The 13,863-nt window shown below is 40.5% G+C and carries 11 protein-coding genes; 4 read left to right on the forward strand and 7 right to left on the reverse strand.

The window, feature by feature from the left end:
• The first annotated feature begins 43 nt into the window (after positions 1 to 43).
• Positions 44 to 1,126, forward strand: coding sequence for a glycosyltransferase family 9 protein (locus tag KX723_RS01910; RefSeq protein ID WP_218814422.1), 1,083 nt, complete (start codon positions 44 to 46; stop codon positions 1,124 to 1,126).
• On the opposite strand, the gene map is transcribed toward KX723_RS01910, so the two are convergent.
• The 6 genes from map to icmW form a co-directional block, all read right to left on the reverse strand.
• Positions 1,119 to 1,904, reverse strand: coding sequence for a type I methionyl aminopeptidase (gene map, locus KX723_RS01915; RefSeq protein WP_218814423.1), 786 nt, complete (start codon positions 1,902 to 1,904; stop codon positions 1,119 to 1,121). The two genes, KX723_RS01910 and map, sit on opposite strands and share 8 nt — an antisense overlap.
• 1 nt (position 1,905) lies before the next feature.
• Positions 1,906 to 4,611 (reverse strand): preprotein translocase subunit SecA, encoded by a 2,706-nt coding sequence (gene secA, locus KX723_RS01920; protein ID WP_218814424.1) that lies wholly within the window; start codon positions 4,609 to 4,611, stop codon positions 1,906 to 1,908.
• A gap of 102 nt (positions 4,612 to 4,713) precedes the next feature.
• Positions 4,714 to 6,588: a 1-deoxy-D-xylulose-5-phosphate synthase gene (gene dxs, locus KX723_RS01925; RefSeq protein ID WP_218814425.1), complete on the reverse strand. Its 1,875-nt coding sequence runs from the start codon at positions 6,586 to 6,588 to the stop codon at positions 4,714 to 4,716.
• Between the two features lie 20 nt (positions 6,589 to 6,608).
• A complete protein-coding gene (locus tag KX723_RS01930; RefSeq protein ID WP_218814426.1) occupies positions 6,609 to 7,625 on the reverse strand; it encodes a hypothetical protein in 1,017 nt (338 codons plus the stop codon).
• A 15-nt stretch (positions 7,626 to 7,640) separates the two neighbouring features.
• Positions 7,641 to 8,147, reverse strand: coding sequence for a hypothetical protein (locus KX723_RS01935; RefSeq protein ID WP_218814427.1), 507 nt, complete (start codon positions 8,145 to 8,147; stop codon positions 7,641 to 7,643).
• Positions 8,144 to 8,596, reverse strand: coding sequence for a type IVB secretion system protein IcmW (gene icmW / locus KX723_RS01940; protein ID WP_218814428.1), 453 nt, complete (start codon positions 8,594 to 8,596; stop codon positions 8,144 to 8,146). Before icmW ends, KX723_RS01935 begins: the two co-directional genes overlap by 4 nt.
• A gap of 425 nt (positions 8,597 to 9,021) precedes the next feature.
• Between icmW and icmV the strand changes: the two genes are divergently transcribed.
• From icmV to KX723_RS01955, 3 genes are read left to right on the forward strand one after another with little or no spacing between them, the layout of a single operon-like run.
• Positions 9,022 to 9,477 carry a type IVB secretion system protein IcmV gene (icmV, locus tag KX723_RS01945; protein WP_218814429.1) on the forward strand — a complete coding sequence of 152 codons (456 nt, stop codon included), beginning with the start codon at positions 9,022 to 9,024 and terminating at the stop codon, positions 9,475 to 9,477.
• Complete coding sequence (gene dotA, locus KX723_RS01950; protein ID WP_218814430.1) at positions 9,474 to 11,855, forward strand: type IVB secretion system protein DotA; 2,382 nt, start codon at positions 9,474 to 9,476, stop codon at positions 11,853 to 11,855. Before icmV ends, dotA begins: the two co-directional genes overlap by 4 nt.
• A gap of 50 nt (positions 11,856 to 11,905) precedes the next feature.
• Positions 11,906 to 12,493, forward strand: coding sequence for a hypothetical protein (locus tag KX723_RS01955; RefSeq protein WP_218814431.1), 588 nt, complete (start codon positions 11,906 to 11,908; stop codon positions 12,491 to 12,493).
• A gap of 63 nt (positions 12,494 to 12,556) precedes the next feature.
• Here KX723_RS01955 and KX723_RS01960 read toward each other — a convergent pair whose 3' ends face one another.
• Positions 12,557 to 13,687 (reverse strand): hypothetical protein, encoded by a 1,131-nt coding sequence (locus KX723_RS01960; protein WP_218814432.1) that lies wholly within the window; start codon positions 13,685 to 13,687, stop codon positions 12,557 to 12,559.
• Between the last annotated feature and the right edge of the window lie 176 nt (positions 13,688 to 13,863).

Consider the following 13,863-nt stretch of genomic DNA (forward strand, 5'->3'; position numbering starts at 1 on the left):
CTATTGTAGCCCTATATGAGATATACCAACCAAAATCACTGATATGAATAAGAAAAAGTTTGCAACAATCAGAGCTTGGAATCGTAAGCGCAATCTTTTAATCAAAAGATTTAGATATCTTACACGCCTATTTATTACTAAATTGATATGGGATAAAAGAAATAAGGTCGAATTAGATATTAACTCAGTTAAAAGCATTTTACTTCTTTGTAACCAAGGGAAGCTTGGCGATGTTATAGTTGATACGTTGCTTATTAAAAATTTATCATTAGCTGATTATGCCATTGATATTTTAGTTACAAATTCAAACGCCGTAATATTACAATACAATCCATATGTTCGTAATATATATATTGCAAATAGTATATCTTTAAATGATTTTGAACATAGCTTTAAGCATAATGTACCCGCTAACGTCATTGAGCAACTGATAGAAAATAATTATGATTTAGTGGTTGATCCTTCGTTATTTAATACACCAATGCACAGGGCATCATTATTAAAAAAAATCAATCCTAAAAATACCTTAGGGTTTAATAAGTGTCGTTGGTTAAATCACTACGGTGAAAATATTATTTTTGATAATGGTAACTATAATATTCATTACCCTTCAGTCATAGACGATGAAGTAAAGGAATATTTAAACCATATGGGTGCAGGCAATAGAAATATTATTTTAAATCTATTTGCTGGCGCGGAGCGCCGATGTTTACCTTTGGAACAAGTTCAAGAAATAGTAAATAAAATTGACAGTATTTTTAATAAAGTTAATGTTATTCTATTGGATTATGAGAAAAAAATTGACCCGTTTTTATTTAAAAATGCCAAAATTTATCGCCCAAAGTCTATTTTTCACACCGTATCAATCATATCAAATTCAGATTTAGTCATCTCGCCAGACACATCAATTGTGCATATTGCGGCAGCATTCAATAAGCCTTTAATATCTATTTATCAAGATATTAAAGACAATAAAAAGCTATGGGGACCTGGTTATAGCGACGCAACACAGATATTAACTAACAAACAAAAAATACAAGATGATGATAGCCTAGTAAGCTCAATTATAGAATCAGCTAAACAGCATCTTTCATTTTTAGGAGATACGTTTTCTACCCCTAGATAAAAGAGGATTTTTCTTCTGCACGTAGGGTTAATATTTCATACCCTGTTTCAGTAACAGCTAAGGTGTGTTCCCATTGTGCGGATAAACTGTGATCTTTTGTTACCACCGTCCAGCCATCAGGTAATTGTTTTGTATAGCGTTTTCCTGCATTGATCATTGGTTCAATGGTGAAGGTCATGCCAGGAACTAATTGAACGCCCGTGCCAGGATGGCCGTAGTGTAATACTTGCAGGTCTTCATGAAAAATTCGTCCTATACCATGGCCACAATATTCGCGAACAACAGAAAAACCTTCTGATTCGGCATATTTTTGAATGCTAGCTCCAATATCACCTAAATAGGCTCCTGGTTTGACTAAACGAATGCCACGATATAAACATTCTTGAGTTACACGGCATAGACGTTGCGCCAAGATAGAAGGTTTACCTAGAAGAAACATTTTACTGGTATCACCGTGGTAGTGATCCTTAATGACAGTGACATCAATATTGATAATATCACCGTCTTTTAAAACGCGTTCGCTAGGAATGCCGTGGCAGATTTGGTGATTGACAGACGTACAGATAGACTTAGGGAATCCACGATAATTCAATGGTGCAGGAATTGCATTTTGTACATTGACGATGTAATCGTGACAAATTTGGTCTAATTCATTGGTTGTGATGCCGGGTTTGACATAAGGCGCTATCATTTCTAGGACTTCAGCAGCTAACTTGCCGGCTACGCGCATTTTCTCAATTTCTTCGGCTGTTTTAATAATAATTTGTGGTTGTGACATATTAGTTTAATTGGCCATGACAATGTTTATACTTTTTCCCTGAACCGCAGGGGCACGCTTCGTTTCTACCGGTTTTATTCAGATTACGTTGGGCAGTCTGCTGTTTAGTGTTTTCCAAATCATCGCTTTCAGCGCCGGTATTGATGGAGTTAGGATGTTGGAAATCAAGTAACTGTGGCATTTGTTGTCTACGTTGCTCTTCTAAGCGTTCTGCATCTTCGGCCGTTTGTATTTGTAGACAGCTCAACAGACTAATGACTTGATATTTTAATTGATCTAACAGCGAAGCAAAAAGAGTAAAAGACTCACGTTTGTATTCTTGTTTTGGATTCTTCTGCGCATAACCCCGTAAATGGATTCCTTGGCGTAAATGATCCATGGCGGCGAGATGGTCTTTCCATAAATTATCCAGTGTTTGCAACATCAATGTTTTTTCGATCTGGCGCAAGGTAGCACTGCCTACTTGTTTTTCTTTTTCTGCATACGCGGTTTCTGTAGCAGTCACTATTTTTTGGCGTAAGTCTTCTTCAGTGCAGTTTGGATCGTTTAACCAGCTTTGTAATGGTAATCTCAGTGTAAAATCTTGCTGCAATCGACTTTCTAAGCCGGGGATATCCCATTGCTCTTCTAGACTTTGTGGTGGAATGAATTGATCAATGGTCGCATTCAGTACATCCGCCCATAAGTTTTTGATAATGGGTGAAATATCTTCGGTTGCCAATAACTCATTACGTTGTTCATAAATAACTTTACGTTGTTCGTTAGCGACATTATCAAATTCTAATAATTGTTTACGAATATCAAAATTACGGCCTTCTACTTTACGTTGCGCATTTTCGATGGCGCGAGTAATCCAGCGATGCTCAATGGATTCACCGGCTTGCATGCCTAATTTTTGCATGACCATCGCAACACGATCTGACGCAAAAATACGCATGAGATTATCGTGTAACGATAAGTAGAAACGAGAAGAACCAGGGTCGCCTTGGCGGCCTGAGCGACCACGTAACTGATTATCAATACGGCGCGATTCGTGTCGTTCACTACCAATAATATGTAAGCCGCCGGCAGCAATCACATCATCATGGCGTTTTTGCCATTCTATTTTGTGTTGTTCTATGTCTTCATCCGATGTATTGGCGGGTAAATTGGCAAGTTCTGTTTTGAGATTACCGCCTAAAACAATATCGGTTCCTCGTCCTGCCATATTGGTTGCAATCGTTACTGTGCCAGGGCGGCCCGCTTCTGCAATAATTTGTGCTTCTTTCTCATGAAACTTAGCATTGAGTACTTGATGCGGAATCTTTTCTTTATCTAATAAACGTGAGAGATATTCTGAGGTTTCTATGGATGCAGTTCCTACCAGTACCGGCTGTTTTCGTTCTCTACACGCTTTTATATCATCAATAATAGAGACAAACTTTTCTTCGGTGGTGAGATAGATTTGATCCGGTAAATCTTGCCTAGAAACAGGTAAATGCGTAGGGATAACAACCACTTCTAAATGATAAATTTGTTGGAATTCATACGCTTCTGTATCGGCTGTTCCAGTCATTCCCGCCAATTTGTGATAAAGACGAAAATAATTTTGGAAGGTGATCGATGCTAAGGTTTGATTTTCGTTTTGGATATCTGCTTTTTCTTTGGCTTCTACTGCTTGATGCAGTCCATCTGACCAACGTCGTCCGCTCATTAAACGGCCGGTATGTTCATCAACAATAACAACTTGATTGTTTTGTACAATATAATCAACATCACATTGAAATAAATAATGGGCACGCAAAGCCGCATTAACATGCTGCATTAAGCCAATGTTATTCAGATGGTAAAGGTTTTCACCTTCATTAAGTAAACCTTGTTTTACCAAAAGCTGTTCTAAGTTCTGGTGGCCTTCTTCGGTTAAATGGGCTTGTTTAGTTTTTTCATCCAGATAAAAATCACCCGGGCCCGTTTCTTCTTTTCGTAAAGTGAGTGCAGGAATGAGTTGATTAATTTTAATGTAAAGCTCGGAGCTTTCTTCGCTAGCACCGGAAATGATTAAAGGGGTGCGCGCTTCGTCGATCAAAATAGAATCGACTTCATCAACAATGGCGAAATTTAAAATGCGTTGTGATTTTTCTGCTAAAGAAAAAGCCATGTTATCGCGTAGATAATCAAAGCCAAACTCATTATTGGTTCCATAAACGATATCGGCCGCATAGGCGGCTTGTCTTTCCGGTAATGGCAAATCAGAGACGATAACGCCAGTACTTAATCCTAAAAAGGTATAAAGCGGATTCATCCATTGTGCATCGCGTTTAGCGAGATAATCATTAACGGTAACGATATGCACACCGTTTCCACTTAAAGCATTTAAATAAGCGGGAAGCGTGGCGACTAAGGTTTTACCTTCACCGGTACGCATTTCAGCAATTTTACCGTTGTGTAATACCATGCCGCCGATTAATTGCACGTCAAAGTGGCGCATGCCAAGCACGCGGCTACTCGCTTCTCGAACCACCGCAAAGGCTTCTACCAGTAATTCATCTAAAGCACAGCCATCACTTAGGCGGCTTTTGAATTCGGTGGTTTTAGCTTGCAGTTCAGTATCAGATAAAGCCTGTAGATTAGGTTCTAAGTGATTAATTGCCGCTATGGTTTTTTGACATTCTTGTAGAAGACGCTGGTTGCGGCTAGGGATAAATTTACTTAAAAGTTTTGCGATCATAATTAAAAATCGTTACCTTGAATCTTGAGATGAGACACGAGATTCGCATTTAATACCACCCAAAACTTGGCTGGGCAGTGCTATAAAAATGACCCCACTTTACTAAAAAGCAGGCTGCTTCGCCAGTCGCTGTTCTATAGCCGCCAGGATGCCAGCTATATCTAGACCGGCTTGAGATAATAATTCGCTCGGGTCGCCATGTTCTACGAATGTGTCGGGTAACCCTAGAGAGAGTAGATCACAGTCCAAGCGTTGTTGCTGACAATATTCGCCAACCGCACTACCGGCACCCCCAGCGATCACATTTTCTTCTAGTGTGACGAATAAGCTATGCGTACTGGCTAATTGCTTAAGTAATACAGTGTCTAAGGGTTTGACAAAGCGCACGTTAACAACAGTTGCATTCAGTTTTTCTGCGACGGCAAGCGCTGGTTGTAACAACGAGCCAAAAACCAATAAAGCAATATTGAGTCCTTTGCGCTTAATTTCTGCTTTTCCTAGGGGAATAGCGTACATCGCTTTGTTTATAGCAACGCCCGGGCCGCATCCTCGTGGATAACGGATAGCACAGGGCGTGGATTGTTGAAAACCGCTATACAGCATTTGATATAATTCATTTTCGTCGCTGGGTGTCATAATCGTGAGATTAGGAATGCAGCGTAGATACGATAAATCAAAACAGCCTTGGTGTGTGGGTCCATCACCGCCCACAATGCCGGCTCTATCAATCGCAAAAAGTACCGGTAAATTCTGTAGTGCTACATCATGAATCAGCTGATCATAAGCACGTTGTAAGAAAGTAGAGTAAATAGCCACAATGGGTTTTTGTCCTTTGCAGGCAAGCCCGGCAGCAAAGGTAACGGCATGTTGCTCGGCAATACCCACATCGTAATATCTATCTGGGTAGCGTTTTGAAAATTCAACCAGATCAGATCCTTCACGCATAGCAGGCGTAATAGCAATTAAACGTTCATCCAGCGCGGCCATGTCACAAATCCATTGGCCAAACACCTTAGAATAAGTCAGTGGTTTTGTTTTTGAAGAAGGGGTTGTTGGTTTAGTTAAAAAGTTCGGGCTGACGGCATGGTAGGCGATAGGATCAGCTTCGGCAGCTGGAAAACCTTTTCCTTTTGTCGTGACGACATGTAATAGTTGAGGCCCCGACAACTGACGCAAATTGCTTAAGGTGCTGATCAGGACTGGAAGATCGTGACCATCAAGTGGTCCAATATAGTTAAATCCTAATTCTTCAAACAAGGTACCTGGGATCAACATGCCTTTTACATGTTCTTCAGTACGTTTAGCAAATTCACGTACCGTCGGTATCGCCTCTAAAACTTTTTTACTGCCTTCTCTAACGCTCGTATACAGTTTACTGGATAAGATGCGCGCGAAGTAATTAGATAAAGCGCCCACGTTATTTGAAATGGACATATCATTATCATTCAATACCACTAATAAATCCGCATGAATATCGCCGGCATGATTTAAGGCTTCGAAAGCGGTTCCTGCTGTCATTGCGCCATCACCAATGACTGCAATGGCTTTATGTCCCGTTTTTTGTTGCTTAGCTGCCATGCTCATGCCCAAGGCTGCACTAATCGAGGTGCTCGAATGACCGACGCCAAAACTATCAAATTCACTTTCTTGCCGAGAGGGAAAGGGCGCTAAACCAAAAGTTTTACGAATGGTCCCTAGCTGATCGCGCCGACCAGTAAGAATTTTATGCGGGTAAGCTTGGTGTCCAACATCCCACACTAAATCATCATCAGGGGTATTGAAAACCGTATGTAATGCAATGGTTAATTCTACTGTGCCTAAATTAGCGGCAAAATGACCGCCGCACTGATTAAGGGTTTCGATAAGAAACGTTCTGAGTTCAATCGCTAATTGAAGCAGTTGCGACGCATCCAATGTGCGCAACTGTTTCGGTGTATCAATAGAATGTAATAAAGGATACTTTTTTTTAAAGTCCATCTCGTGGTACAGCACATCCCCTATTTTTGTGGGGGATTACTAATAGTTTGTATTTGACCTTGTAGTTGAACACGGATTTGTTGGTTTAATTCTAATACCAAGACTGACATAGTAGCGAGTAAACGTTCTGTTGTCATCCGAGTTCGGTAACTTTCTGCTAAGTTTTCAGCTAACAACTGAACTTGCTCACGTTGTAAAGTCGCAGGATTTTCTTTAATTAAATTATCGTACCAACTTTTATCAAGAATACGGCGTGTTGCCATGAAGTTTTCAAGTTGCAGCGGACTAACTGTTTTTTGTTTGGTTTGGTCAGCAACGACTTTGATCGCATCCTTTAGCTGCGGACTAAGCCCACTGGTATCAATCGCTTGGCGTTCCGCATAGATTTGATAAAGATTGCTGACGGCAACTGTTTGTGTAGCAATATAACTACGTAAGGCAGAAAGATATTCTTGGTTTTGTTTTTGATTCAGGGTCGCTTTTAAATTAGTATTTTTATCGCCACTTAAATTAGCGATGAGCCGGTTAAAGTTAACAGTATCCAGCGGTGCTAATGCGCCACTGAGGGCATCGATAACATTTTTAGCTTGTGTTGCTTCTACATCATTGTAGGTCATAGGCTGGAGCAGGCTATTAACATCAACCGACTTGATGGGTTCTTTGTCTAACTTGGGATTCGCTTTTGAATTAGGGTTCCATGTGAAAGACAGTGCATCGTTTGCGTTATCTTTTCCTAGATTTGCGATTTGGCCCAATAAATTTTTCGTGAGTGGTCCCACTAACGGTGAGTTGGGGGAAAGTAAGTAAGCTGCCTGTGCAGTACCTGTGAACGTTGTGATGTCATTTCCTGGAGGTGCTGTGTTCATTAACTTACTTTGGATTGCCGAAGAACCAAAACCAGCAACCAAGTTTTGGACGCCTGAGTCAGCGGGTGGTGGTGCAGGTGTGTCTGCATAGCTCAGCATAGGCATGCTAACACTGAGGGTAGCGAGCGTAACACTTAAAATAGTGTTTTTTATTATTGATTTTACAGGCATAAAAAAATTCCTCGTTTAACGGTTTGGATTATTGTTGGTTGTTTTATTCGGTGCGCTCACCGTAGGGTGAGGCGGCGCAAATATATTCGGGGGAGGTGGAGGTGGTGCAATGGGCGCTGTTGTACTGCCAGCACTGGGAATGGGTGCATTTGCCCAGGGGTTTACGTGTGCTTGTGCTTCCCAAGGATTTGGCTTTAACCAAGGATTATTGTCGTTACTCGACTTAGGTGCAGCATTATTTTGTGTCGCAGTAGGGGGAGAAAAAGCTTTGTCGTTGTTTGAAATAGGAGATTGCGGAAGCGGTGCGGGAGCCGATTGACGAGGAATCGAGTTCGAAGGCGCATTTGATTCGTTCGCTTTGAGTTGATCGAGCACCGTTTGCGAAGCATTTGCTTCCATACGTTTAATTTCATCCCTATAGCTTTGTAAGGGATCTTGTTTGTTGTCCGCATGGGCAACCAAAGGCGTCGCTAAAAAACTAAAGACCGCCGATAACATAAGCATTTGTATTTTTATCATCATTCACCTTCTAATGCTTTTAAAACTAAACTAAGACGATCCTGTGAAAAAACCCGTGCTAGCAACCGTAAACGCTCAAAGGCGATATTTCGACGTAGAAATAGGCCGGCTTCGTCTTCTGGGTTATCACTGGTTTCTTCGGCATGAATTAATAATTTAGCCGCAGAGCCGGGATGCGAGGTATCTAGTGCTTGCAACAAACGTAGGGTACGCGTCATGCCTAAATGATTACCTAGACGAATAAATAACGCTTGGCGACCTAGTTTATCGAGATCAACCTTGTCAAGTTCATCAATCTCTTGTCCTAATTGGGTAAGCGCTGCTTCTAAAGATGAATCGCCGTCTTTGGTCCACTGCTCAACACTTTCCATGAAGCTTAAGACACGGTAGATCATAGGGTCTTGATACTGTTTCCAGTAGAGGTGTGAGCCTTTGTGGCTTAGGTCAGGCATAAACTTTTACTCTTGTTTTACTTTTATATACGCTTCGTACTTGACATCGGTTGTGTTCCCGCTCAGTTCGCAATCCTCATGTATTCTCACAGGAACGAAGGCTGCTCACTTCGCAGCGCCTTGCCGAAAATCCCATTGCTGTGATTATAAACCCGGAAAATAGTGCCAGATGCTGCGATTATCCAACGTAATGGCGCACAAATCAAACCTAAGTTGTTTGCACAGTCATTTTTCTAGGGGTATTTAATTAAAATCAACTAGCTTAGTAAACTAATTGCATGTTTTAGACAAGCATAATAGTATAAGCAGATAAGATTTTGTCGAGCTTTACATAGCGGTTAGTTGCTACAAACGGCGATAACGGTGCTAAAACTTGGGCAAAGTACTTAGTTTCTACAAAAAATCTAATAAACTACGGAGTAATCGTGAGTTTTTTTGGCGGTATAAAAAAAATAACAAAGCCTTTAGTCGATGTCCCTAAGTGGATCGGTTATCGCCAGCTCGTTAAAACCAATCGCGAGTTGTTTTCTTTTGCGAAAAAGTTTTTTGTTCCTGAGCAAGCAACCACGGAAGAGTCATTTGAAGCAGCCTTGCTGCGGCTTAAGGTCACTGAAGCGGATTTAGTACAGCGACTAAAAGAATTTAGGCGTTTGATGTGGATATGGATAACCCTTCTCCTGATATGCGTCGCTTATAGTATTCATCTCTTATCTGAACATGCCTTACGTGGATTTTTTCCTTGTATAGGGCTAAGTTTGGTTATTCTAACCCAAGTCTTTCGTTATCATTTTTGGGTTTTTCAGATTAAACACCGGCGATTAGGTTGCACCTTTCGCGACTGGTTCAACGCTTACTTTCTTAATAGAAAAAAAACATCATGAAAAAAATTCTAATCAGTTTATTTTTTAGTTTATTCCCTAGTTTGCTTTTGGCTGATAGCTTAGCGCCACCAGCTAGTGATTTATCGGTTTCTTATTTAGCAACTATTTTTGGTGTTGTTGATGGCGTGTTACATGGGACAGGCAGCCAAATTTTAGGGACCATGTTGGGTTCTTTTAACGCGGCTATATTAGTAATGGCCTCTGTTTTATTGACCTACGCCTTATTTATATCAATATTAAATACAGCTCACCAAGGTGAGTTTTTAGGCCAAAAATGGTCATCGATATGGGTGCCGTTACGGATGGTTTCTGGTGTTGGTTTATTATTACCTAAAGCAACCGGCTATTCTTTTATTCAGATTTTAGTGATGTGGGTGGTGGTACAAGGTGTAGGCGCCGCTGACCAGGTATGGAATGTTGCTTTAGATTATATGAATCGCAATGGTACGGTTGTAGAACCTTCACAAGGATTAGGTCCAAACAAAGGAACAGGAGCGGCAGATAACACCTTTTTAGTGGCTAAATCGGGTGATATTCTCAAATCAGAAGTGTGTATGTACACGCTTTATAATGGTTTAGTTCGTCAATATAAAGGTAAAGGTGTAGCAGTGCCCGATTTTGCTTCTTCTTTATCAGTAACAGGTAAAGGTCCTAATGGAAGCAACACCGGCAAGCTCATAGATTACACCAAAGATAAGGGCGGATTTATTAGTTTCCCAGGAAAAATGGACGGAACTTTCTCTAAATATGAAGGTGCCTGTGGTTCGGTCAGTTGGGACTTCATTGGTAAGGCTGATAAGGGTCAAGTTGCTAATCCAGCTAATTTAACCGCTAACGACAGCGCGAGTATTGGTGTCAGGCAAATGACCTTAGATGTGAATTCAATGGCTAAAAGCATTGCTGATAAATTAGCGCCAGAGGATGACAATCAAGTTTCTAAGGTTAGTTTGAAAAAAGGGGATCCTCTTTTTGCGAGTAATTCCTTGGTGTATACCTCGACGGATTATTTCGCGATTGTTAAGCCAGCTTTGAGAACTTTGAAAGGCGATGCCGATGCAAAACTCAAAGATTTTATTAAAGATGCAAAAGATACTGGCTGGATATTAGCAGGAAGTTATTATTACCAAATGGCCAAACTTAACGAAAATTTACGTAAAATAAATGATTTATCAGTGATTAAGGATCAGATCTCACCGAATTTTAAACCTGACTACGATAGTAGTGCTTTCCAAGACATTAATAATCCGATTATTCTCGATAACCTAAAGAATAATGTACCGAATAGCGGCGGCGCTATCGATGATTATATTCAAAGTGAAACCACGAACGCAGGTGACGCAACGGGTAACCATAATCAACTCTTTCCTTCAACGGGTGGCGGTGATGCAAGTGCTGGCGGCGGCGGATTATTTGCTAAAATGATGGGAAGTATTTTTCAGAGTGCGCAGGGCTTCCAGAAAAAGTTACAAGATGGTTTAAATAGTGGTTCCGATCCTATTTTAACTTTGTCCGGTATTGGTGATGATTTAGTCCATACGGTAGAAAGTGTTTGGGTCGGGTTCTTTGCTATTATGACTTACCTGGTTGTTGCGGGTGGTGTAGCGGGAGCAGCGGTTTCGTTTTTTGCACCTGCAGGCCCGATTATCGGAGTATTAGGCGGTTTATTTGGCTTTATTGGATTTTTCATGCCGGTATTTACTTTCTGGCTGATGATCAATTTAAGCTTGGGTGCAACATTAGCTTATTACGTACCTTTAATCCCCTTTATATTATTTACATTTGGTGCAATAACTTGGTTTGCCATTGTTTTGGAATCGGTGATGGCGGCACCGCTAGTTGCATTGGGTATTACCCATCCAGAAGGGCATGATTTCTTAGGTAAAGCTGAACAAGCAGTTATGTTATTAGCGAGTGTCTTTTTGAGACCTATGTTAATGGTGTTTGGTTTTATTTTCGGGATTATTTTGTCGTATATTTCAGTGTCCTTGCTCAATCAGGGCTTTAGTATCGCGCTGCGTTTTATGGGCGACTTGAGTGGAGACTTTCTAGCATTAGTATCACAGACTACCTTAATGATTATTTACACAGGTATCGTGTTAGCGGTCGTTAATCGTAGTTTTAGTATGATTTATGAGGTGCCAAACAAAGTGATGCGTTGGATAGGCGCACAAGCTGAAAATACACCAGAAGAAGGTATGTTGCATCAAATTCGCGGTAATGTGGATAGTAGTATGCGCGAACTAGGTCAAGCAGGCTCACAAATGGCTCAATCGGAACTGCAACATAAGACTAGGGATATGCAAGCTATTGGCAAACAAGCGCAAGAGAATAAAAATGCAGCTAAAGGCGGCGCCACGGTATCGGGATCGGGGGGCTAATAAGCCGACTGCGTGACGTGGATAAAAATACTTTATAATGAGATCCTTGTATGAAAAGCCAGTCTGAATCTTCGTTAGAAAACCAGGATTTAGTTTCTGAGAGCCAAGATAATGATCTGATTACAGTAGGCTCAGTTGATTTTTTACTAAACAACGCATTGAGTGAGCTCGATGCGTTGTTTAGCCAGGAAAATCCTAAACGAGAAAAGCCTTTTAAGTATCTATTAAGTTTATGGCCTAGTTTTTCTATCTATCAACTTGAGCCAAATGCACTATCAAAGGTATCTGAAGAAGATGGAGAAGGAACTACCGGAACAGGTTCTTTTGAAAGCTTTCCTCAAATCATTCGTTTAAAAGAAGGTTGGAAAGTTTTAGATTTTGGCGATGGCTTAATTACGTCGGCGGGAGAAAACTACGGCAGTTATTCCACAGGTCCTTTATTGAAAACAGTGAATTACATGATTGACTGTCTGATTGAAAGAGGGGCTAAAAAAGTAATGTTTTCAGGTTCGGTGTCTGCAAAACGATTTGCATGGCTGCGATGCAAACAAGCAGGGATAGAAACGCGTTTCAGTCCTAGCGATGAGGATTATAAGTGCCAAGAAAATATAGGACGTATTCGAAGAAATAGTTATTGACCCATTTTTCTATTTAATTCGCCTTCCCTGGCAAATATGAATAGAATAGTACTTCTCTTATATTCAAGCAGTCATACTAGGAGCAGCCATACCAGCAGCAGGAATGATCTCAGGAAGATCCTTTAGATGCCCCTCTAGATTATTTTTACGGGCTTCATCCAGTTGTTCTTGATCAGATTTAACATTAAAAACCATCTTTGCGATAGATTTAGGTTCTATAATAGGAATAGGTCTGCCACGTTTATCTTCTAGTGAGATATGTTTTAAAGGAATACCTTTTTCAATCGCTGCGTTTAAAACTTGTTTTCTTTGTGCGTTTTGTTGCCAACGATTAACCATCGTATGCACCAATAAAAGGGCCAAGAGCGTAAACCCAGGGCTCATCTCAGATTTTAGGATATCAGCGTTTGAAAGTGGGCATACTATTTTAATCGGTGGTATTTCTTCACCTGGCTTACGGGATGCAAGAAAAATAGCGAGGGCATCACCCACATTGCCAGTATAAGGGTGAACGCGTATCGATTTCGCACGGCCTTCTTGGTCATATTCGACGGTAATGGGTTTATCATCACTGCCCAAAAATTGTGGACGCGGGGTAAACAGAGTATCTTCTAAGCTTGTTGGTATCTTTGAAAAATCCTTATTTTTTTCCTTATTATTCATTATTTTATTAACGTAGAAGCGCATGGCTTGGGTTAATAAACCACTCGGACTAACTCGGTCAGAAAAATCTTCAACGGGTTTAACTGCAGAAGATAGGCCTTTTTCATAATTTTCCCATAGCTTTGTTCTTTGTTTCTCTGGTATAGAATCCTTAAAGTCTATATTAAATTTCATCTTTTGTTGTTCAACAAAAGCTTGATACTTTTCTTTGGCCTCATTAATAAGAGGTATAGCTGCATAGGGGTCATTTAGAAGTGTTCTATGATTCAGGTCTGTAAGCTGTTTGACAGAGGCAAGATACGCTGTAAAAGCAGGATCGCTATTAAGGTCTTGCTTGAAAAACGCCTTATCTTCTAAACCCAATATTTCTGAAGATACTGTCTGAGTAATATGGTTTTTAAAGTTAAGGAGGGAAGAAGAAGCATCAAAGGCAGATCCTTTTAATTCTCCTACGGCAAAGTAAATGCTCTTAACAATGGAGTGCGCATTGTTCTCTGCGAAATAATAAGGCATACCGGTAGGTGTCGACATTTAATACTCTCCTCTTTTTTTTATACAGCTTATTATACAAAAGATATATTAAAAATACATTAACTCTTCTCCCTTTAATTGATGTGGCTTTAATCCATAAGTTTATACCCCTGCTCGTGATCCTCGAGATAAATACCGCCTAGGCTCAGCAAGCTTCCGGTATAGATGGCTTCTAA

It is taken from the genome of Rickettsiella endosymbiont of Dermanyssus gallinae, from assembly GCF_019285595.1.
In the GTDB taxonomy this organism is placed as follows: Bacteria; Pseudomonadota; Gammaproteobacteria; order Diplorickettsiales; family Diplorickettsiaceae; genus Rickettsiella_B.